Below are 21,540 nucleotides of genomic sequence, written 5' to 3' on the forward strand. Positions count from 1 at the left end.
CGTGCTGTTGCTTCAGTAGGTCACCGTCACCGTGATCGTGCTGGCGTAGCCGCCCGGCGCCACGTACTGAGCCGCGGGAATGCGGCCGTAGGCGGTGTAGTTGCGCGTCACCGTCGTGCCTATCACGGAGGCGGTGATGTTGTAGCTGTCCGAGACGCTGTTGAGTCCCCAGACGGTGGTTCGCGCGTTGTCGGTGTAGAGGTTGTAGCCCAGCGTGCCGCCGACCGGGCCCGTCATCTGCCGGTTGGCGATGGAGCCGGTCGGGCCCGCGTCGAGGCTGACCGTGTAGGACAGGGTCACCAACAGAGCGACCAGGGCGGTGACCTTGCCGACGACGGTGATGGTCGTGGTGTTGTCCTTGGGCGTTGCGACGGCGGGGTCGTAGTTGCCGAATGCCAGCGGCGCTGCCACGCTGACGGTGGCGGAGCAGGTGAACGCGCCCACGCCCGTGCATCCGGCCAGCGACGCGCCCGGGGCCAGCGCTAACGCGGCCGTCAGCGCGGAGACGACGACACGGGTTCGCATCGGTACGGTCCCATTGAAGGCAGTGCACCGGCAGCGCGGTCGGGCGCGCCCAGCGTGAAGCGGCAATGCCCGCTCTTCCATCGCGCCTCCAAGCGCTCGTTCGGCTGCGGGTCGTCCACCGACACCAGCCCGTTGAAGCCCGACAGCAACGACGTGCCGCGCGCCGGCCGCATCACGTCGATGCCCGGCGGCAGCAGCGTGCCGTCGGGCAGCAGCACCGTCACGTTCGCCACCACGTCGCGTGCGATGTCGAAGCTCGCCTGCGCCACGCCCTTGTAGCGCGGCACCACGCGCAGCACGTCGCTGCGCACCTGGGCCTCGATCGGCAGGTCGCCGTTGTCGATGCTGATGTGGTTCGGTTCGTAGGCGCGCAGGCCCGAGACGACGGCGCGGCCTTCGCTGTTGGTGGTGGTCCAGGGCTGGTTCTCGCGGTAGACCTTCACGCCGGCCGCGCCGGGCACGGTCACGAGCGCAAAGGCGTCGTCCGAGGGGCGCGTGGCAAAGGGCACGCCGCCCGCGAGGCCGACCGCGCCGCTGGCGCGCACGCGCGCTGCGGTCTGGCCCTGGGCGCGCGCCACCTCGGCCGCGAGCAGGCCGTAGCGCCCGCGCAGGTCGACACCGGCTTCGCTGCGCGCGTTCTCGCCGTCGGCGGCGCGCAGCCGGTAGCCCCAGCCCGTGTCGCCGGGCGGCTGCTGCACCCACTCGGCCACGGCCGAGTGGCCGCCCGGTTTCTGCTGCTGCACCGAGAGCGTGGCGTGCTGGCGCTCGCCGGGCGTGAAGGTGAGGCTCACGCTCACCGAGGTGATGGAAGGTTTGCCGTCCTGGCGCGTGTGGGCCACCGAGGTGCCGAGCCACGCATTGCCGCCGATCCCGATCGACCAGCTGGCGGTGGTCACGCCGATGTGCTCGCCGGTGTTGTAGCGCAGCCGCGTGTGGCTCGCGCCGAGCGTGCCGTAGCGGCCCAGCGAGCGGCCCGCGAACAGTTGGGTCTGTGCGTCGGTGTGCACCGGGCTGTCGTGCCAGGCGATCTGCGTGAAGCCGCGGCTCGCCACCTGCCGGCTCACCGAGAAGTTCCATTCGTCGCTGGTGCGCGTGTAGGCCGCGCGCCAGAGCCGGCCGCTGTCGCCGTCCTTGCTGCGGCTGGCGGCGCCGTGCAGCGACAGCTCGCCCAGCGTGCCCCAGACCCAGGTCACACCGGCGCCCGCGGTCTGGCTGCGTGCGCTGGCTTCGCCGCGCGCTTCGACGGTGACGCTGTCGTTCACGCCGTGGCGCCAGGTGCCGGCGACGAAGGGCGGGCCGTAGTCGAAGCTGCGCTCGCCGTAGCGCAGGCGCGTCCAGCCGGCCTCCAATGAATAGTCGGACAGCCCGGCGCGCAGCAGGTTCGAGCTCACGTAGTAGGGCGTGGTCACCATGCGTTGCACGCCCAGCGCGTCGGTGACGGCAAAGCGCATCTCGCCCGCGCCGGTGAGCACGGGCACGTCGCTGATCGCGAACGGGCCGGCATCGACGCGGCGCTGGTAGCGCAGCGTGTCGTTCACGTAGACCTCCACCGCCGACGGCACGGCCGCGCCGCCGCGCAGGCTGGGCATGGGGTAGCTGATGAAGCCGGGCTGCAGCCCGAAGCGGGTGCCGAACTGCACGCCGCCGAAGCGGAACGGCGTGGACCACGCGGCGGCCTGCGTGACCGCGTCGCCCACGGTGAGGCGCGTGAGCCGCGCGGGGTCGTCGCGGCGGAAGTAGCTGTCGAGCCGCGTCGTGCCGCGCCCGCCGAACGCCGACTGGCCGGCGACGACGCTCGTGCCCACCATGCCCCAGTCGGCCGACGCCGCCGCATCGAAATAGCCCGAGGCGCGCGTGCCTTCGCGGTCGTGCTGCAAGGCCAGGTCGTAGTTGAGAAAAGCCCCGAAGGCCGAGGGCGACAGCGGCGGGCGGTCGCCCGCATGCGCATGCACGGTGCCGATCGTGAACGCCTCGGCGGGCACGCTCAGGTCGACGCTCTGCGCGCCTTCGTCGAGCTGCAACTGGGCGCCGGGCAGTGCGCGCAGGTCGTAGTAGTCGGTGCCCTCGCGCCGCAGCGCCGGGGTGGCGGGCCGCACGAGGCGCCAGGCCGCGAAGTCGGGCTCGGCGGCCAGCAACTGCGTGCCGCGCCGCAGCAGCGGGCGCGGCGCGGGCTGGGTCAGGCCGTTGATGCGCACGTCGAGGATGGCGGGCTGCACCTCGCCCGCCGCATCGGGGGCCCCGGTCTGTGCGCAGGCCACGCGCAGGCCCAGCCAGCCGCAGCAGACCCAGAGGCTAGCGCGGCGTGGCAGGCGCACGGGGCACGCGCACGGTGGCACTGGACGACGCCTCGGGTGCATCGGTGGCGGCCTCGATCTGCAGACGGGTGTCGGGGGGCAGGGCGGGCAGCTCGATGTCGATGGCGGCCGACTGCCCCGCCAGCGCATACTGCGACAGGCTCTTGCGCAACAGCTCGGTGCCGTCCTCGCGGCGCACCACGAGCTGCGTGACCTGGATGTGCTCGCTGCCCTGGTTGTCGAACACCAGCTTGTAGCGTCCGCCGCGGTCGGCCTGCAGCGACCATTGCAGCGCGCGGCGCGGCTGCAGCGGCGGCACGAACACCGGCACGCCGATGCGCAGCAGGGTCTGCACCTTCGCGCCCTCGGCGCCGTCCGCCGGCAAGGCTTGGTCGCGCGGCAGCTGGCGCAAAAAGACGCGGTAGCTGCGCTCGGTGGCGTCGGCCGGCACCCGCAGCCCGAGGCGCACGATCTGGCGCCCGCCCGGGGGGAGGCGGAAGATGGCCGGGTTGACCAGCACATCGCGCGTGGGTTCGTAGGCATCGCGTCCGTCCTGCTGCGACCACGCCACCACCTCGGCCTGCACAGCGACCTCGGTGTCTTCGGCGTTGCCCATGGTGAGCGAGGCGACGGGCCGCTGCGGCGTGAGCACGATGCGCAGCGGCGCCACGCTGAGGCTGGTCGCGGCAGCGGGGAGAGGCGCCAGCAGCAGGCCCGCCCACAGGGCGGACCCCAGCAGGAAGGTACGGCGCATGCCGTGGAGGCTGGGAGTCAAGCCGGTCAGTAGGTCAGCGTGACCGTGATCGTGTCGCTGTAGTCGGTGGCCGGCGCCGCGGTGTACTGCGCCGTGGGAATCAAACCGTAGATCGTCTGCGGCTGGATCACCCCGTTGCCGACGTAGCCGGTGCCGGCGACGCTGTTGTCCCAGTTGTTCAGGTGTGCGCTGTCCTTGAACAGGCCATAGTTCAGCGTGTTGTTGCCGGCGGCCGCCAAGGTGCTGGTCATCAGGCGGTTCGTCACCGTCCCGCCGCCCGCGCTCAGGCCGATCGAGTAGGGCGTGCCGAAGGTGCAGGTGACATTGAGGCTGGTGGTGCCGGCCAGCGCGGTGGCCGAGGCCGGGTCGTACGGTCCGAACGCCAGCGTGGCCGGCGTGCTCATCAGGCAGGCCTTGAGCACGGTGGCCGTGACCTGGAAGCTCGTGGTTGCGCTGGCTGCTTGCGCGGACGGTGCCAGTGCGAGCAAGGCGCCGACGGGCAGCACGGTGCGGGCCAAGGCGCGAAGGAGAGGGCGAGACAGGTGGCGCATCGGACGGGACCTTTCATCGGTGGACTGGAAACCCAGGAGCGACAACGAAAATCCACCCACCGGTTTCGGTAGCGGGCAATCCCTTTCTAACCAATCTCCCCCCGGTGGGACAGGGGACATACATCAGCGTCCCAAAGTGGCTACAGATTTTTCTGATACCGGGAAAACCCACGAATGATTTCGGCCTACAGACCGCGTGCCGGCACGCGACGCCATCTGTTGTCTGCGATTTGTTGTCTGCGTGCGGTTGTGCGCGCTGTGTATAGAAGGGTTTACATTTACGCCCTGGAAGGCGCCCGCCGTCGCCATTGCAACCTTGCCCGCGAGGTCCACGAACCGTGATCGCCGAAACACATGCTGACGCCGCGCCTGCGAGCCTCGCCTCGGGGTTCACCATGGCGTTCCAGCCCATCGTGGATCTGGGCCGCCGCGAGATCTATGCCCACGAGGCGCTGGTGCGCGGCCTGTCGGGCGAAGGCGCCGCCGAGGTGCTCGGGCGCGTCGATCCGGTCGACCGCTTCGCCTTCCACGAAGCCTGCCGCGTGAAGGCCATCGAGATCGCCTCGCGCCTGGGCATGAAATCCCGCCTCAGCCTCAACGTCATGCCCAACGATGTCGCGGGGCAGGCCGAGTGCTTCCGCACCGCCATGGCCGCGGCCAAGCGCTGCAAGTTTCCGGTGCGCCAGCTGATGTTCGAGATCACCGAGGGCGAGCGCGTGCGCGACCTGCACGGCCTGGCCGAGACCTTCCGCGCCTTCAAGCGCCACGGTTTCACCTCGGCCATCGACGACTTTGGCGCCGCCTACGCGGGCTTCGAGCTGCTGGCCGCGTTCCAGCCCGACGTGGTGAAGATCGACCTGAGCCTGATCCGCGGCATCCATGCCGACCCGGTGCGGCTCACGATCGTGCGGGGCTTTGTCGCCACCTGCGACGAGCTGCAGATCCGCGTGATCGCCGAAGGCGTCGAGGCGGCCGAAGAGGTGCGCGCCTTGCGCGAGATCGGCGTGGAGCTGTTCCAGGGCTACCTGTTCGCACGCCCGGCCATTGCCACGCTGCCGGCGGTGGCGTGGGACGCCGCCGCCTGAGCTGAGCCGCCTCCCGCGTCAGACGTTGCTGGTCGCGCGCACTTCCTCGAGCGTGGTCCGGCCCGCCAGCACCTTTTCGATGCCGTCCTGACGCAGCGTGCGCATGCCTTCGCGCATGGCCGCGTCCTGCAGTTCCTCGGCGCGCGCGCCGCCCTGCACCAGCCGGCGCAGCCCCTTCGACATCACCATGAGTTCGTGGATGCCCACGCGGCCCTTGAAGCCCGTGTCGTTGCAGTGCTTGCAGCCGGTGCTGCTGTAGGTCTGTAGCTGCCCATCGCGCCCGTAGCGCTGCACCCACTCGGCGCGCACGGCGTCGCGCGCGGCCGGCGTGTCCTGCGCGCCGAAGGCGTGCATGTAGTCGGCCAGCAGCTCCTCGACCGCCTCGCTGGTCGCGGGGCGGCTCTGCACGCACTGCGGGCACAGGCAGCGCACCAGCCGCTGCGCCAGCACGGCCAGCAGCGAGTCGGCGAAGTTGAACGGGTCCATGCCCATGTCGAGCAGGCGCGTCACGGTTTCGGGCGCGCTGTTGGTGTGCAGCGTCGACAGCACGAGGTGGCCGGTGAGCGAGGCCTCGATGGCGGTCTTCGCGGTTTCGGCGTCGCGGATCTCGCCGACCATGATCACGTCGGGGTCGGCGCGCACGAAGGCGCGCAGCGCCTTGGCAAAGGTCCAGTCGATGCGCGGGTTGACCTGCACCTGGCGCAGGCCCGGCTGCGTGATTTCGATCGGGTCTTCGGCCGTCCAGATCTTGCGCTCGGGCGTGTTGATGCGCATGAGCGCCGAGTGCAAGGTGGTGGTCTTGCCCGAGCCGGTGGGGCCCACGCACAGCACCATGCCGTAGGGCCGGTCGACCGCCTGCGACAGCTGCGCCAGGTTGCGCTCCGACAGGCCCAGCGCATCGAGCGCAATGGGCTTGGCCGAGGCCAGGATGCGCATCACCACGTCTTCCAGGCCGTTGTTGGTCGGGATGGTGGCCACGCGCAGCTCGATGCGGTGCTGCGGCGAGTACTTCGAGAAGTTGATCTTCCCGTCCTGCGGCTTGCGCTTTTCGCTGATGTCCAGGTCGCACATGATCTTCACGCGCGCGACCACCGCGTTGCGATAGCTGGGCGGCAGCTCCAGGTAGGTGTAGAGCCGGCCGTCGCGGCGAAAGCGGATGCGCGTTTTTTCCTGCCCCGGGTCGCTCTCGATGTGGATGTCGGAGGCGCCCTCGCGGTGGGCCTCGAGGATCATGCTGTTGATCATGCGCACCAGCGAGTTGTCCGACTGCTCGACGGGCGCCTCGCCGGCGGCGGGTGCGGCGGCCGATTCTTCCTTCTCGAGCGTCTTCAGCAGCGTGCTGGTGCCCGTCATGTCGAACTCGAGCGGACGCGCCGGGTCGTTCATGTCGATCACCGGGCGTTCGGCCGCCACCTGGCCGAGTTTCTCGTAGGCCTTGTGCAGCACGCCGTCCAGGTCCAGGCACTGGCCCAGCACGGGGAGCACCTTCATCTGCGCGATGAACTCCACCTCGTCGATCACCGTGTGCTGGTTGACGGGGTCGTCGAGCGCCAGCACCAGGCGCCCGCCGTGCAGCATGAGCGGCATCACCTGCAGGCGCCGCGCGGCCTCGTGGCCCACCTTGCGCAGCGCATCGGCCGCGGCCGGAAACACATGCAGGTTCACGAGCGGGTAGCCCATCTTGCGCACCAGCGCGGTCTGCAATTGGCCGCGGCTCACGACGCCCATGCGCACCAGCGTTTCGCCCAGCGGCACGGTGGGCTCGCGCTGCTGCTGCTGGAGCGCCGCATCGAGCTGCGCCTGCGTGACCATGCCCAGCGACATCAGCGCCTGGCCGATGCGCGCGATCGGCATGCGGCTTTGCAGTTCGAGCTCCTGCACGAGCTGTTCGGGCATGACGACTTCAGTGGCTGCCATGGATCGATCTCCTGATGGTTGTGGGGGCGCGGCGGGTGGGGCGACGCTAACGGAAAAACGCGAAACGGTTGCGGCCCTGCGACTTGGCATCGTAGAGCGCCGTGTCGGCCCGCGCGAGCAATTCGCCGGCGCCGACGCTGGCATCGACCGTCTCGAGGAACACGACGCCGATGCTGGTCGTGACGTCCAGCCGCCGGCCGTCCACATGGAACACCGGCGCCTCGATGTGCGCGACGATCTTCTGCGCCACGCCCGCCACCGCGTCCTTCGAGTACACGTTCTCGAGCACGATCACGAACTCGTCGCCCGCCAGGCGCACCACGGTGTCGGTCTCGCGCACGCTGGTGCGCAGGCGCCGGGCATATTCGGTCAGCACGCCGTCGCCGATGGCGTGGCCGAGCGTGTCGTTGATCGATTTGAAGTGGTCGATGTCCAGGAACATCAGCGCCATGCCGCCGTCGGTGCGGCGCGCGCGCGACATCGCCGCGGGCAGTTGTTCGTTGAAGGCCAGCCGGTTCGGCAGGCCGGTCAGCACGTCCATGCGCGCCAGCTCGATGAGCTTGCGCTCGGCCTCCTTCAGCGCCGTGACGTTGAAGGTCATGAGGTAGAAGCCCAGCACGCCGCCCGCCAGGTCGCGGTCGGGGATCAGGTTCACCTGGAAGTGCGCCTCCCCGTCCTGGACCGGCACCTGCACCGGGTACTGCGTCGCCTTGCCGGTGAGCACCACGGGCAGGTGGGGCGTGTGCTGCGCATACACCATCTCGCCGACGGCCGAGCGCAGCGTCACGCCGTCGAGTGGCGCGCGTTCGTCCAGGCCGGCCATGCGCCGCGCGCGGCTGTTGCCGTACAGGCAGTTCTGGTCGCGGTCGAAGTAGGCCACCAGCGCGGGGATGTTGTCGGTCACGTCGCGCAGGCGCTTTTCCTGCTGCGTGAGCGCGCGGCGGATGTTCACTTCGTCGGTGATGTCGAAGGTCATCGCGAACACGCCGTGCACCATGCCCTCGGCGTCCTGGTCGGGGATGTAGTGGGCCTTGAAGGTGCGCTCGCCGATGCCCAGTGCCGCGTCGCCGGCCTTCTCGATGATCACCGTCTCGCCTGCCAACGCGCGCTCGATGTGGGGGCGCACCACCGCGAAATCGGCCTCGCCCCGCACGGCCGGCATCCAGCGGCCGACCAGCGCGGTGTCGCGGTGCAGCGCCTGCACCTTGGCGTTGACGAAGGTGTAGTACAGCCCGGCATCGACGTGCGAGACCAGCGCGGGGATGTTGTCGGCAATGGTGCGGATCTGCGCCTCGCTGTGCGCCAGCTCGAGCTCGATGTGTTTGCGCTGCGTGATGTCGAAGGTCATCGCGTAGTAGCCGCACACCTGCCCCTGCGGGTCGAGCTCGGGGATGAAGTCGGTCTGGAAGAAGTGCTCTTCCTCGTCGCGGTGCGCGGCGCCGCGGCGCTCGAAGGACACGGCCTCGCCGGCCCGCACGCGCCGCAGGTTGTGCTCGAGCGTCGGATCGTCGTGCAGGCCGCTCATGCTCTGCACGGGCTGGCCCACCAGTTCTTCGGCGCTGTAGCCCAGCTCTTCGCACAGCCGCGCATTCACGAAGGTGTAGCGGCCCTGCGCGTCGGCGTGCGAGATCATGGCCGGCAGGTTGTCGGTGATGTCGCGCAGGAACTTCTCGCTGGCCTGGTGCTGCTGCATGAGCCGGTCGAAGGTGCGCGAGAGGTCGCCGATCTCGTCGTGCGGGTAGGTGCGCGCCACCGCCGCCCGCTCGGGCGCTGCCTGGGCGTCGAGCATGCGGCGGTGCAGCCCGGTGAGCGGGCGCAGCAGCCGCTGCGCCACGGCCAGCGCCAGCGCGCCGGCCAGCAGCGCCAGCACGAAGGCGCCGATCCAGGCGGTGCGCTCGATGGTGTCGATGCGGGCGAAGGCCTCGTGGCGCGGGTACATGGAACCCATGATCCAGTCGGCCTGGCGGATGCGCTTGAAGGCGTACAGGCCGCGCACGCCTGCGTGGTTGACGCCTTCGATGGTGCCTTCGAAGCCGGCGAGCGCGCGGTGGATGTCGGGCGCGTCGTCGGCCATGGACGCGTTGGCCTGCTTGAGCACGCGGTCGGCCAGCGGGTGGTCGATCACGATGCCGTCGGCGGTGGTGATGAACACATAGCCGGTCTGGCCGAAGCGCACGTCGGCCAGCTCGCCCAGGATGTTGCGCTCCTTCAGGTTGATGGAACCCGAGATCACGAACAGCACCCGGCCGGCTGCATCGAGCACGGGCTCGGTGATGGCGACCTGCGCCAGGCCGTTGAGCCGGTTGCGATAGGGCTCGGAGATCACGCCCGTGCGCGAGGCGACCGTGTCCTTGAAATACGCGCGGTCCTTGATGTTCACCTTGCCGATCTGCTGCGCGCCGTTCAGGTTGGCGACCAGGTCGCCGTCCATGTCGAGGAAGGCGACGTTGTCGAACGCCCCGCGCAAGGACTGGTGCTTTTCGAGAAAGACCTGCAGCGGTGCGGCGGTGGTGAAGCCATGCGACCCCACGCTCTCGGCGATCGATTTCAGCAGGATGCGCCGGCTGGCGAACTTCTGGTCGACCGCGCTCGCGATGGCCGACAGCCGCGCGAACTCCTCGTTGGCGATCGAGGCCTGCATGCGGTCCTTGACCAGGTGCAGCGCCACCGTGGCGATGATGAAGGTGGTGGCCAGCACGACGGCTGCGACGCCGACGCTGAGGCGCGTGTTCAGGCTGATGCGGGGTTTCCCGGTCGCGAAAAATTTCATGGGCGTCGTGCAGGCAGCGCGGCGAAGCGGAGGGACCACCGGCCGGCCGTCGAGGCACAGCTCACACCGCTCGCTTGTTGCGCAGGTAGTGTGTCAGAAAGTGCGAGAAATGCGCGCCATTCCGGTGCGTCTCGCAGGGCCGAACGGCGCCGGTGTTGTCCCGCGCGCGACGGGTGAGGCCGATCGTATTACTCGACCGTGCGCGGCGGCGTCTCCGAACGCGCGGCCGCGGGCGAGCGGGTCGGCGCAATGAGCACCATCGCGCCGTCCTGTCCGCGCCGCACGCGCAGGCGCGTGCCGTCGAGCAGGCGGTCCAGGGCCGCGTCGGCGGCGATCTTTCCCTTGATGCCCCGGGTCGAGAGGTCCTTGACGTCTTCCATCTTGTAGATGAGCTGCACGCCCGACTGCGCGATGTAGGCGTCGAGCGCGGGCCGCAGCTCGCCGCCCTTCACGTCGAACTCGCGCGCGTGGGCGAAGGCCAGCCCCGTCGCCAGCAGGCCGGCGGCGGCAACGAGGGCAAGGCGAGGGCGTCTGATGAAGAGGGCAAGGAGGGTGGGGGTCTGCCTCCGGATTCGAATCATGTCGGTCTGTTTTCCGCGTATTGGTTTTTCTTCTGCCCCCGGTGAGACGAGTTCGCGGGCACTTTCCGGTAACGGGGCAAGGGGGAAAAGCCCTTGGACCCGGCCTTCTAGAATTTGGGGAACCACCGCCGGGCACGGAAATTGGAAGAAATTTCGCCGGCGGGCCTGTGCGCGTTACCGGAAATCTTCGGGCCGTTCGTCTCACTGTCTGTCGCCAATCCCGGCGGCCTGCCGTTCTCCTTTCGGCCCTTCAATTTCCAGGAGCGCTTCGTGGTTCTCAGTGACTTGGATGCCTGGTTCGTCAGCGAGGTGCTGCCGATGGAAGCCGCGCTCACGCGTTTCCTTCGCCGCAACTGGCGCGACGACGCCGAAGTGCCCGACCTGCGGCAGGACGTCTACGTGCGCATTTATGAGTCCGCCTCCAAATCCATGCCCGACCAGGTCAAGCCCTTCGTTTTTGCCACCGCGCGCAACCTGCTGATCGACCGCGCCCGGCGCGCGCAGATCGTTTCCATCGAGATCATTGCCGACCTCGACGCGCTCGATTTCTCCGCCGACGAGCTCACGCCCGAACGCCATGCCGCCGGCCGCGGCGAGCTGCGGTTGCTGCAGACCGCCCTCGACGCGCTGCCGTCCAAGTGCCGCCGCGTGATCGAGATGCGCAAGATCGACGGCCTCTCGCAGCGCGAGGTCGCCACGCAGCTGGGCATCACCGAGGACACGGTGGAGCGGCAGGTGTCGCGCGGCGTGCGCGCCCTGGCCGACGCCCTGCTGTCGGGCGGTGTGCAGCTGGACACCAAGGCCTTCGGGCGAGCGCAGAACGAGCGGAGGCTTTCCACATGAGCGACGCCCAGCGCATTGAATCCGTGGCCGCCGACTGGCTGGCCCGCCGCGACAGCGGCGCCTGGACCGACACCGACCAGCAGCAGCTGGACGCCTGGATCGCCGCGTCGATCGCCCACCGTGTGGCCTGGCTTCGGCTGTCCAGCGCGTGGGAGCGCGGCGACCGGCTGGGCGCGCTGCGCACGCCGGAGATCCCTATTCCGATTCCCGCACCGGCGCCCGCACCCGCACCGCAGGCCGCACGTCCGCCTCAACGCCTGTCGCGCTTCTCGCTGCAACGCATCGCCGCCGGCGTGCTCGTGGCCGCCGCGGGCACCGCCTGGCTCGGCTGGCAGTACACGCAGGAAGAACGCGGCCAGCACTACGCCACGGCCGTGGGCGCGCGCCAGTCGGTGGCGCTGTCCGACGGATCGAAGCTCACGCTGAACACCGCCACGCAGCTGCGCACGGCGGTGAACGACAGCGGGCGCAAGGTGTGGCTCGACGCGGGCGAGGCCTACTTCGACATCGCGCACGACAAGAACCATCCCTTTGTCGTCATGGCCGGCGACCGGCGCATCACCGTGCTGGGCACGCGCTTTCTCGTGCGGCGGCAGGGCGACCAGGTGAACGTGACGGTGGAAGAAGGGCGCGTGCAGATCGCCGCCGCCAAGCCTGATGCCAAGAGCACCGAGCCCACCGTGCTCACGCGCAACCAGGCGGCCGTCACGCATGCCGACAACGTGCTCGTGATGTCGAAGGCACCCAAGCAGGTCGACGACGAACTGCGCTGGCGCGAAGGCAAGCTCGTGTTCGACCAGACCACGCTGGGCGACGCGGCGGCGCAGTTCAACCGCTACAACCTGCGCAAGCTCGTGATCGCCGACCCGGTCGTCGCACAGGTGCGCATCGGCGGCAGCTTCGATGCGAACAACATGAGCGGCTTCGTGGCCCTTCTCAAGCAGGGCTTCGGCCTTGCTGCGCAAGAGAACGGCAACGAAATCAGAATTTCGAATTAGAAAATTACCGGAATGTGACGGGGCATTCGTCTCAGTGGGTACCCAAACAAATAACCACGCTGGAGAGACACCCATGAATCGCATCGCGCCCCGCACCGGTCTGCCGTCCAAGAAGAAGCGAACGTATGGGGCGCTGCGCCCATGGGTCATCGGCGGCGCATGGGCGCTGGCGAGCGGCATGGCCGCGCACGCGCAGACGCAGGCTCCGACGCAAGGTTTCGATGTGAGCGGCGGCGATCTCAAGACCGCACTCGACGCCTACATCGCGCAGGGCGGCGTGCAGCTGCTCTACAAGGTCGACGACGTGAAGGGCGTGGCGACACGCGGCGTGAAGGGTGCGCTCTCGCCGCAGGACGCGCTGGCGCAGCTGCTCGAAGGCACGCCGCTGCGCACGCGCCGCGGTGACGACGGCGCCATCGTGATCTACACGGCCGCCGCGGCAGTGAAGCCGATGGCCGACGAAGCACCGCAGTCGCTCGACAGCGTCACCATCACCGCCACGCGCCGCCGCGAGCCGGTGCGCGAGATCCCGATGCAGGTCAACGTGATGAAGGCACAGGCGCTGGAACGCGCGGGCGCCAAGAACCTGGCCGACTACGTGGCCGAGCAGCCGGGCGTGAACCTCACCAGCAGCGGCAGCGTGGGCGGCACGCTCACCATGCGCGGGCTGACCATGGGCCCGGTGCAGGGCATCGCGACCGTGGGCGTGTACGTGGACGACGTGGCCACCGGCCTGAGCTCGGCGGGCGCGAACGGCGGCAACACGCCGCTGGACATGGGCATGCTCGACCTGAGCCACATCGAGGTGCTGCGCGGCCCGCAGGGCACGCTGTACGGCGCTGGCGCCATGAGCGGCGTGCTCAAGTACGTGACCAACCAGCCCGACACCATGGAGTTCGCGGGTTCGGTGCGTCTCGGCACCTCGTGGACGCAGGGCGGCGGCCCCGGCTTCACGACCGGCGCCGTGCTCAACGTGCCGATCAAGGAAGACGTGGCGGCCATCCGCTTCGCCGCCTTCACCGACCAGGTCGGCGGCAGCTACGACGCCACGGGCCTGGCGCGCGGGCGCAATGTCGACCGCGGCCACACCGACGGCGGCCGCGTCTCGCTGCTGCTCACGCCCACGCGCGAACTCACGGTGCGCCTCACGGGCACGGTGCAGGACGTGCATCGCAAGGGCCTGGGCTTTGAAGAGATGGACAAGCGCACGCTGCGCCCCTGGACGCGGGAGCGCACGCGCCAGCTGTCGGCCAACGAATCGGTCCGCAACCTCACGCAGCTGTTCGGGCTGGACGTGGAGTACGACTTCGGCTGGGCCCGCCTGAACTCGATCACCTCCGCGCAGGACGTGAAGATCAACACCACCGCCGACGTCACCGGCCTGTACGGGCCGCTGTTGAGTGCGCTGCGCGTGCCGGTGGCCTCGGTGCCGGTCAACAGTGCCGTGGAGCAGCACCGCGTCAGCCAGGAGTTCCGCCTGACCTCGCGCTCGGGCACCACCATCGAGTGGCTGGCGGGCCTGTACCTGAACCGCGAGCGCGGCAGCAACAACGGCGGCATGGACGCCAACCTGATCGGGGGTCGCAGCCTCGGCCTGTTGACGTCGACGCAGTCCTCGCGCTACCGCGAAGAGGCGCTCTATGGCGACGTCACCTGGAACGTGACGCCCAAGTTTTCGCTCACCGGTGGCCTGCGCCTGGCGCGCAACAACCAGGCGTACGCCAGCCGCCAGAGCGGGCAGCTCGTCGGGTCGGTCGCCGCCAATGCCGCCGGCACCTCGTCGGAAAGCCCGACCACCTACCTCGCCGCCGCCAAGTACACGCTGTCGGACACGAGCACCGTGTATTTCCGCGCGGCCAGCGGCTATCGCCCCGGCGGTCCCAACGTGCTGAAGCCCGACACCGACCGCCGCGTCGTGCAGCCGGCGTACAACTCCGACTCGCTGTGGAGCTACGAGCTGGGCTACAAAGCCGACCTGCTGGACCGCACGCTGTCGCTGGAAGCGGCGCTGTACGACATCGAATGGAGCGGCGTGCAGCAGCCCACGCGCAGCGGCGCCTTCAATTTCATCACCAACGCGGGGGCGGCCCGCATCAAGGGCAGCGAGCTCACGCTCAACTGGAAGCCCAGCAAGGAATGGCGCTTCACCGCTAACGCCGCCGCCATCGACGCGCGCCTGACCGAAGACGCCAAGGGCATTGGCGCCAAGGCCGGCACGCGCCTGCCGCACACGCCGCGCTTTGCCACCACGCTGGGCGTGACGCGCAACTTCAGCCTGGCCGACCACCCGGCCTATGTCGGCATCAGCGCGCGCTACACCGGCAAGCGCGATGCGGGCTACCGCGGCAGCACGGCCCTGCCGAGCATCACCATGCCGGCCTACACGCTGGTCGACCTGCAGGCGGGCATCGACTTCAAGACCTTCAGCGTCTCGGCCTACGTGCGCAACCTGACGAACAAGCGCGGCATCGTGTCGATCGAAACCGGACTCAACGCGAACCCGAACCTGGTGACTGCGGCGCTCGTGCCGGCGCGCACCATCGGCGTGAACGTCAACGTTCCGTTCTGACATGTCGGGCCTCCCACCGTTCGCGGCACCGATGCCGCTGGATGCGGCCGCCCCTGCGGCCCTGGAAACGACCCGCAAGGCGCCCACCAGCGCCTGGTATGCGCTGGTGGTGCTCATCATCGCGACGGTGCTGGGCTCGATCGACAAGGTCATCCTCACGCTGCTGACGGAGCCGATCCGCCAGACGCTGTCGCTGTCCGACACGCAGCTCGGGCTGCTGCAGGGCGCGGGCATCGTGCTGTTCACCGGCATCGCCACCTTGCCGCTGGGCTGGCTCAGCGACCGCTACGACCGGCGCGTGGTGCTGGCCGCCTGCGTGGTGCTGTGGAGCGCGGCCACCGCCATGCGCGGCACGGCCATGGACTACGGCGTGCTGTTTGTCGCCTCCGTCGGCCTGGGCGTGGGCGAGGCGGGCCTCACGCCCATCACCAACAGCATGATCCCCGACCTGTTCCCGCGCGCGCAGCGGGTGCTGGCGAATGCGGTGTTCGCGCTGTCGGCCATCTTTGGCAGTGCGCTGGGCGCGCTGCTGGGCGGCACCATCGTGCACCTCACCGACGACCTGCGGCCCTGGCTGCCGGTCGCGATGCAGCAGCTCGAAGCCTGGCGCCTGACCTTCTTCGTGCTGGCCTCCGCCGGCATTCCGGTGACGCTGCTGGTGCTGTCGATCCGGCGCACGCCGCGCGGCGGCGTGCAGGAAGCCAAGCCCGGTGCGCCGGCCGCTGCGAGCGCCGATGCGCCCGGTGCCACGACCCTTCACGAGCACCTGCGCCGGCACTGGCGCACTTTCGCGGGCCTGGTGGTCGGCGTGGGCCTGACCAGCGTGGGCCTGAGCTCGCTGGGCACCTGGCTGCCGATCGTCACGGCGCGCACCTACGGCGTCACGCCGGTGCAGATGGGGCAGGGCATGGGCCTGGCCTTCCTGTGCGGCACGGTGGCCGGCGGCCTGCTGGGCGTGCTGTCGATGCGCTACGTGCAGCCGCGCATGGGGCCGGCCGCGGCACTGCGCCTGATCATGCTGGGCAATCTCTCGGCGGCGTTGATGTCGACGCTGCTGCTGTTCACGAGTTCGGCCAACCACAACTTCGCGCTGCTGGGGCTGCTGGTGGTGCCGCTCATCGGCAGTGCCGTGCTGCTGCCCAACGTGCTGCAGGACGCGGCGCCGCCGCACCTGCGCTCGCGCACCATCGCGCTGCTCACGATGGCCAGCCTGCCCTTCGGCGTGGTGGGTCCGTTGATGGTCGGCATGTTGTCGGACGCCCTCAAGTCGATGCCCAACGGGTTGGCGGTGTCCATCGTCGCGACCACGCTGGTCGGCGGCAGCCTGGGCGCCATGGTGCTGCGCGCCACCGAAGGCCCCTTCGTTCGCCTGATGCGCGAAGCGAAGCCGAACTGAACCGAGCCTGCTGCTTCGCGATTCCGCTCCTCCCTTTCATCGTTCGTTGTTCCTCCATGTCACAACCACACCCTTCAGCCTCTCTTCCTGACACTGCTTCCGCACTGGCCGCCATCGACGCGCTGGTGGCGCCCCTGAACCGCAGCGACGCGCCCGGCCTGGTGCTGGCCATCGCGCAGCACGGCCGCCTGCTGTACCGCCGCGCCGTCGGCATGGCCAGCCTGGAGATGGGCGTGGCCCTCACGCCGACCACGCGCATGCGCATCGCCTCCACCAGCAAGCACTTCACGGCCATGGCCGTGCTGCTGCTGGCCGAAGACGGCCTGCTCGACGTGGAAGACCCGGTGCAGAAATACCTGCCCGAGCTGCCGCAACTGAGCGCCAACGGCCCCACGCTGCGCCACCTGCTCACGCACACCAGCGGCTGGCGCGGCCACGACGAGCTGTGGGCCATTGCGCACGGCCTCACGTTCACCTTGCCCGGCCCGGGCCTGCCGGCCATGGCGCGCCAGAGCGAGCTGAACTTCGAGCCCGGCACGCACATGGTCTACAGCAACGGCGGCTACTTCCTGCTGGCGAAGATCGTCGAGCGCGTGAGCGGCCAGAGCTTCAACGACTTCCTGAAGGCGCGCCTCTTCGGCCCGCTGGGCATGCCCGACACCTCGTCGGTGCAGACCGACCTCGACGTGGTGCCGCACATGGCCGGCCTGTACATGCCCGCGCCCGGCGGTGGCTGGCGCCGCGGCCTGTACCCGTGCGAACTCGACGGCGGCGGCTCGCTGGTGTCGACGGCGGACGACATGCTGCGCTGGCTCGCGCACATGCACGGCAGCGAAAAGATCGTGGGCAGCGCGAAGAGCTGGGCGCTGCTGTCGGCGCCCACCACGCTGTCGTCGGGCTCCCAGGTGAACTACGGCTTCGGGCTGGCGCGCCACCCGTACCGCGGCGTCGAGATCGTCCACCACGCGGGCGCCGTGCTTGGCGCGCAGTCGCAGATGATCAGCGTGCCCAGCCACGGGCTGGACATCATCGCCATGGTGAACGGCGCGCCCGTGTCGCCGGGGTCGCTGACCCTCAAGGTGATCGAGCTGCTGCTGGGCGACGCGCTCGCGCCGCCCGACGTGCGCCCGCTGGCCAGCGCCTTCCCCGCGCTGCCCGGCCAGCGCTACCACGCACCCTCCACGGGCGGCTTGCTGGCCTTTGCGGACGTGGGCGGCAAGCTGGCGATGTCGTGGCAGGCCGGCGAGGCCAGGCCCCTGAACCAGGGCGACGGCAAGCTGTGGCTGAGCCTGCAGGACCTGCCGACGAACGACCTCGTGCTCGACACCGCCGACATCGACCCGCAACGCGCTCCCGATGCCTTCGTGCTGCACGAAGGCGGCCAGCCGCGCCGCTTCGAGCGCCTGCCCGAGACCGCGCCCGATGCCGTGTCGCTCGCCGACGAACTGTGCGGCGACTACACCAGCCCCGACCTCGATGCGACCGCGCAGATGGCGCTGGTGGACGGCAAGCTGCGGCTCACCGTGCAGGGCCGCCACGGCCAGCACGTGTGCGTGCTGACGCCGCTGTCGGCCGACGTGATGACGCTCGTCTCGGTCGACCCGGTGCTGTCCCAGATGGGCAAATCGGTTCTCAACGTGGAGCGCAAGGGCGGCCGGGTCGTGGGACTGCTGTTCGCCACGACGCGCTCGCGAAACATTCACCTTGCCCGCCAGGAGCCCCGCGCATGAAGTTCTTCACCACCCTGTTCGCCACCGAGACCAACACCTTCGTCTCGGCCCCCACCGGTCTGGGCAGCTACGAGGAATACGGCATCTTCCGCGGCGATGCCAGCACGCGCGATGCGGCCGGCTACGGCCTGTACGCGGTGGAAGTGCGCCGGCAGCTCGCCGCCGAAGGCCATGAAACGGTCGAGAGCCTGCTGGCCTTTGCGCAGCCGCTGGGCCGCACCGTGCGCAGCGTGTATGAGCGCCTGCGCGACGAAATTCTGGACGACCTGCGCAAGGCCGGCCCGGTCGACGGCGTGATCCTCGTGCTGCACGGCGCGATGGTGGCCGACGGCTACGACGACTGCGAAGGCGACGTGATCTCGCGCGTGCGCGAGATCGTCGGGCCGAACGTGCCCATCGGCGTCTCGCTCGACCTGCACTGCCACTTCACGCAGAAGATGCTGAACGCGGCCGACGCGATCATTTGCTACAAGGAATATCCGCACACCGACGCCTTCGATCGCCTGACCGAGCTGATCCGCATCGTGGTCGACACCGCGCAGGGCCGCGTGCGGCCCGTGACGGCCGTGCACGACTGCCGCATGGTTGGCAAGTGGCACACCACGCGCGAGCCGATGGCCGGCTTCGTGCGCCGCATGCAAGAGGCCGAAAAGCAGCCGGGCGTGCTCTCGGTGTCGCTGGGCCATGGCTTCCCGTGGGCTGACGTGCCCGAGTCGGGCGCCAAGATGTGGGTGGTGACGGACAACGACCCCGCGCTGGCCGCCAAGCTCGCCGAAGAACTGGGCCGCGGCTTCTGGGACCTGCGCCATGAAACCGGCGTGCCCTCGCTCTCGATCGAAGAAACGCTCGCCCGCGCCATGGCCACGCCCGACGGCCCCGTCGTCATTGCCGACACCGCCGACAACCCCGGCGGCGGCGCCACCAGCGACAGCACCTTCATGCTGCGCGCGGTGGTCGAGCGCGGCATCGGCGACGTGGCCTTCGGCGGCGTGTGGGACCTGGGCGCGGTGCAGCTGTGCCGCGACGCGGGCGAGGGCGCGAGCTTCGAGCTGCGCCTGGGCGGCAAGTGCGGCCCGGCCTCGGGCGATCCGATCGACCTGCACGTGACCGTCAAGCGCGTGGTGGAGGCGCATTCGCAGGGCGGCCTCTCGGGCGTGCGCACGCCCATGGGCCCGTGCGTGTGGGTGCAGGCCGCGGACGGCGTGGACATCGTCCTCATCAGCAAGCGCAACCAGGTCATCGGCGCCGATCTCTTCACGGGCCTGGGCATCGACCTTGCGGCCAAGAAGCTGGTCATCGTGAAGTCGGCGCAGCACTTCCATGCGGAGTTCGGCCCGATCGCCAAGTCGGTGCTGTACGTGTCGACACCGGCCTCGCTGAGCACCGACTTCGCCAACCTGCCGTACCGCGTGCGCGACCTCGACTACTGGCCGCGCGTGGAACAGCCCGGTCGCCCGTACCACATGGCCGCGCCCGGCGAGCTCTACACCATCGACGGCCGTGCGATGCACCTGCAGCGCAGCGGCCCCGTGCCCGCTAGCGCCGCACAACCCACGCTCGTGATCGAGGCCGGCGGCGGCTGTGCCTCGCCGACCTACGCGCGGCTGCAGCAGGCACTGGCCGCGAAGCACCCGGTGATCAGCTACGACCGCGCCGGCATGGGCTGGAGCGAGGCCGACGACGCGCCCTTCGACGGCGAGCGCACTGCGCACCGCCTGCATGCGCTGCTGGCAGCGGCCGGCGTGACGGGCCCGATCGTGCTCGTCGGCCATTCGCTCGGCGGCCTGCTGAACCGGGTCTACGCGGGCCTGTATCCGCAGCAGGTGGCCGGTGTGGTGATGCTCGATGCGAGCCACCCTGACCAGTTCGCGATGTACGAGCACCCGCCCGAATCGCAGTTCGCGGCCGAGCGCGACAAGCGCGCGAACTTCCAGGCCGGCGGCCCGCCGCCGCCGGAGCAGGCGCCCGTCGAGGCCCTGTTCGCCGACATGCCGCAGGTGCTGCGCCAGATGAAGGCAACCTACACGCCCGAAGCGCTCGACGCCATGCTGGCCGAGGTGCGCGGCCTGCCGCACGTCGCGCGCCAGGCGGCTGCCTCGCCTGATTTCGGTTCGCGTCCGCTCGCCGTGCTGTGGGCCCAGCAGCAGCCGCTGCCGGCCGGCGCCGACCCGGCGATCGCCGCGGTGCAGGCGCGCTGGCCCGCGTTCCAGGAGGCGCATGCGGCGCTGTCGACGCAACGCCGCCTGGCGTGCATCGAAGGCGCGGCGCACATGACGCTGGTGCTGCTGCCGCCGCTGGTGCAGCGCGTGGCCGAGGAAATCGACGGCGTGATGGCGCGGGTCGCGTCCGGAACCGGCCGATGACGCCCCTGGCCGAACTCACCACGCCCGCGCTGCTGCTCGACGTCGGCGTGCTCGAACGCAACTGCGACGCGATGGCGCAGCGCGCGGCGCGCCACGGCGTGGCGCTGCGCCCGCACCTGAAAACCGCCAAGTCGGTCGAAGTGGCGCGGCGCGCCACGCGCGGGCAGGCCGGCGGGCTCACGGTGTCGACCGTGGCCGAGGTCGCCTACTTCGCGCGCCACGGTTTCACCGACCTGACCTACGCCGTCGGCATCGACGCCAACAAGATCGAGGCGCTGCACGACATCCAGCGCACGCACGGCGCGCGCGTGACGCTGCTGGCCGATTCCATCGAAGCGGTGCAGGCGGCCGGTGCGCGCGCACGAACGCTGGGCGCCAGCTTTCGCGTGCTGCTTGAGATCGACACGGGCGGCGGCCGCGGCGGCATCGGTCCGCACGACGACGAACTGCTCTCGCTCGCGCGCGAAGTGCAGCGCAGCGAATCGCTGCTGCTCGCCGGCGTGCTCACGCATGCGGGCCACAGCTACCACGTGCAGGGCGGCACGGCGATCCGCGCCATCGCCGAGGCCGAGCGCGCCGGCGCCGTGCATGCGGCCGAGCGGCTGCGCGCGGTCGGCATCCCGGTCGAGGTGGTGAGCGTGGGGTCCACGCCCACGGCCGTGTGCGCGCAGACGCTCGAAGGCGTCACCGAGATGCGCCCCGGCGTCTACACCTTCTGCGACCTCGACCAGGTGGCGCGCGGCATCTGCGGCGTGGAAGACATCGCGCTGTCGGTGCTGGCCACCGTGATCGGCCACAACCCGCGCTCGCGCCGCGTGCTCGTCGACGCCGGCGCGCTCGCGCTGTCGAAAGACCAGTCGGCGGCCGAGTTCCGCAGCGGCCTGGGCTTCGGGCTGGTGTGCCAGGCCGACGGCACCGTGCCGCTGCCCGGCCTGTGCGTGGCCGAGCTGCACCAGGAGCACGGCCTCATCGCCTGCGAGGGTGATGCCGACGCAGAAGCCATGTTCCGCGCGCTGCCCATCGGCGCCCGCGTGCGCGTGCTGCCGCACCACGCCTGCATGACGGCCGCGCCCTACGACCGCTACCACGTGGTGGAAGGCGCCGGCAGCGGCGTGCAGGCGGTCTGGGACAAGGCGCGCGGCTGGCTTGCCGCAGCCTGAAGAG

General features: G+C 70.0%; 15 protein-coding genes. 8 read left to right on the forward strand and 7 right to left on the reverse strand.

All coding sequences use genetic code 11. The annotated features are described in order from the left end of the window. Nucleotides 1-12: 12 nt before the first annotated feature. The 4 genes from CY658_RS03575 to CY658_RS03590 are packed head-to-tail and all read right to left on the reverse strand — an operon-like array spanning nt 13 to nt 4,091. The gene (locus CY658_RS03575; protein ID WP_180838857.1) at nt 13-525 is read right to left on the reverse strand and encodes a Csu type fimbrial protein; all 513 of its coding nucleotides are present in this window, start codon (nt 523-525) and stop codon (nt 13-15) included. Continuing rightward, nucleotides 495-2,840, reverse strand: coding sequence for a fimbria/pilus outer membrane usher protein (locus CY658_RS03580; protein WP_101488889.1), 2,346 nt, complete (start codon nt 2,838-2,840; stop codon nt 495-497). The genes CY658_RS03575 and CY658_RS03580 overlap by 31 nt, the downstream gene beginning before the upstream one ends. Next, a complete protein-coding gene (locus CY658_RS03585) occupies nt 2,818-3,594 on the reverse strand; it encodes a fimbrial biogenesis chaperone (protein WP_143713583.1) in 777 nt (258 codons plus the stop codon). Before CY658_RS03585 ends, CY658_RS03580 begins: the two co-directional genes overlap by 23 nt. Nucleotides 3,595-3,599: 5 nt before the next feature. Beyond that, nucleotides 3,600-4,091 carry a Csu type fimbrial protein gene (locus CY658_RS03590; RefSeq protein ID WP_257884661.1) on the reverse strand — a complete coding sequence of 164 codons (492 nt, stop codon included), beginning with the start codon at nt 4,089-4,091 and terminating at the stop codon, nt 3,600-3,602. Nucleotides 4,092-4,462: 371 nt separating this feature from the next. Between CY658_RS03590 and CY658_RS03595 the strand changes: the two genes are divergently transcribed. Continuing rightward, the gene (locus tag CY658_RS03595; protein ID WP_257884662.1) at nt 4,463-5,209 is read left to right on the forward strand and encodes an EAL domain-containing protein; all 747 of its coding nucleotides are present in this window, start codon (nt 4,463-4,465) and stop codon (nt 5,207-5,209) included. 18 nt (nt 5,210-5,227) lie between these two features. Here CY658_RS03595 and CY658_RS03600 read toward each other — a convergent pair whose 3' ends face one another. The 3 genes from CY658_RS03600 to CY658_RS03610 all read right to left on the reverse strand — a co-directional run bounded on the left by CY658_RS03600 (nt 5,228) and on the right by CY658_RS03610 (nt 10,477). Then, nucleotides 5,228-7,126, reverse strand: coding sequence for a GspE/PulE family protein (locus CY658_RS03600; protein WP_101488892.1), 1,899 nt, complete (start codon nt 7,124-7,126; stop codon nt 5,228-5,230). A gap of 46 nt (nt 7,127-7,172) precedes the next feature. Further along, nucleotides 7,173-9,896 carry a sensor domain-containing diguanylate cyclase gene (locus CY658_RS03605; RefSeq protein WP_101488893.1) on the reverse strand — a complete coding sequence of 908 codons (2,724 nt, stop codon included), beginning with the start codon at nt 9,894-9,896 and terminating at the stop codon, nt 7,173-7,175. A 188-nt stretch (nt 9,897-10,084) separates the two neighbouring features. Beyond that, a complete protein-coding gene (locus tag CY658_RS03610; protein ID WP_101488894.1) occupies nt 10,085-10,477 on the reverse strand; it encodes an STN domain-containing protein in 393 nt (130 codons plus the stop codon). A gap of 270 nt (nt 10,478-10,747) precedes the next feature. On the opposite strand from CY658_RS03610, the gene CY658_RS03615 reads away from it, so the two are divergent. The 7 genes from CY658_RS03615 (at nt 10,748) to CY658_RS03645 (ending at nt 21,536) form a co-directional block, all read left to right on the forward strand. Then, nucleotides 10,748-11,320 (forward strand): RNA polymerase sigma factor, encoded by a 573-nt coding sequence (locus tag CY658_RS03615; protein WP_225616778.1) that lies wholly within the window; start codon nt 10,748-10,750, stop codon nt 11,318-11,320. Further along, nucleotides 11,317-12,318 carry a FecR family protein gene (locus CY658_RS03620; RefSeq protein ID WP_101488895.1) on the forward strand — a complete coding sequence of 334 codons (1,002 nt, stop codon included), beginning with the start codon at nt 11,317-11,319 and terminating at the stop codon, nt 12,316-12,318. Before CY658_RS03615 ends, CY658_RS03620 begins: the two co-directional genes overlap by 4 nt. A 73-nt stretch (nt 12,319-12,391) precedes the next feature. Then, the gene (locus CY658_RS03625; protein ID WP_101488896.1) at nt 12,392-14,887 is read left to right on the forward strand and encodes a TonB-dependent receptor domain-containing protein; all 2,496 of its coding nucleotides are present in this window, start codon (nt 12,392-12,394) and stop codon (nt 14,885-14,887) included. 1 nt (nt 14,888) lies between these two features. Further along, on the forward strand, nt 14,889-16,283 hold the full coding sequence (locus CY658_RS03630; protein ID WP_101488897.1) for an MFS transporter: 1,395 nt from the start codon (nt 14,889-14,891) through the stop codon (nt 16,281-16,283). A 56-nt stretch (nt 16,284-16,339) separates the two neighbouring features. Continuing rightward, entirely contained in the window at nt 16,340-18,013 is a 1,674-nt protein-coding gene (locus CY658_RS03635) for a serine hydrolase domain-containing protein (RefSeq protein ID WP_101488898.1), read from the forward strand. Beyond that, the gene (locus CY658_RS03640; protein WP_101488899.1) at nt 18,010-20,376 is read left to right on the forward strand and encodes an alpha/beta fold hydrolase; all 2,367 of its coding nucleotides are present in this window, start codon (nt 18,010-18,012) and stop codon (nt 20,374-20,376) included. Before CY658_RS03635 ends, CY658_RS03640 begins: the two co-directional genes overlap by 4 nt. Beyond that, a complete protein-coding gene (locus CY658_RS03645; protein ID WP_101488900.1) occupies nt 20,373-21,536 on the forward strand; it encodes an alanine racemase in 1,164 nt (387 codons plus the stop codon). The genes CY658_RS03640 and CY658_RS03645 overlap by 4 nt, the downstream gene beginning before the upstream one ends. Nucleotides 21,537-21,540: the final 4 nt, after the last annotated feature.

Origin of the sequence: Variovorax sp. RO1 (assembly GCF_002849325.1) — a bacterium.
GTDB lineage: Bacteria > Pseudomonadota > Gammaproteobacteria > Burkholderiales > Burkholderiaceae_C > Variovorax.

Coding starts and splice junctions, on each gene's coding strand:
- CY658_RS03630 (WP_101488897.1), top strand. CDS start 14,889: ATGTCGGGCCTCCCACCGTTCGCGGCACCGATGCCGCTGGATGCGGCC.
- CY658_RS03640 (WP_101488899.1), top strand. CDS start 18,010: ATGAAGTTCTTCACCACCCTGTTCGCCACCGAGACCAACACCTTCGTC.
- CY658_RS03625 (WP_101488896.1), top strand. CDS start 12,392: ATGAATCGCATCGCGCCCCGCACCGGTCTGCCGTCCAAGAAGAAGCGA.
- CY658_RS03635 (WP_101488898.1), top strand. CDS start 16,340: ATGTCACAACCACACCCTTCAGCCTCTCTTCCTGACACTGCTTCCGCA.
- CY658_RS03645 (WP_101488900.1), top strand. CDS start 20,373: ATGACGCCCCTGGCCGAACTCACCACGCCCGCGCTGCTGCTCGACGTC.
- CY658_RS03610 (WP_101488894.1), bottom strand. CDS start 10,477: ATGATTCGAATCCGGAGGCAGACCCCCACCCTCCTTGCCCTCTTCATC.
- CY658_RS03575 (WP_180838857.1), bottom strand. CDS start 525: ATGCGAACCCGTGTCGTCGTCTCCGCGCTGACGGCCGCGTTAGCGCTG.
- CY658_RS03600 (WP_101488892.1), bottom strand. CDS start 7,126: ATGGCAGCCACTGAAGTCGTCATGCCCGAACAGCTCGTGCAGGAGCTC.
- CY658_RS03605 (WP_101488893.1), bottom strand. CDS start 9,896: ATGAAATTTTTCGCGACCGGGAAACCCCGCATCAGCCTGAACACGCGC.
- CY658_RS03620 (WP_101488895.1), top strand. CDS start 11,317: ATGAGCGACGCCCAGCGCATTGAATCCGTGGCCGCCGACTGGCTGGCC.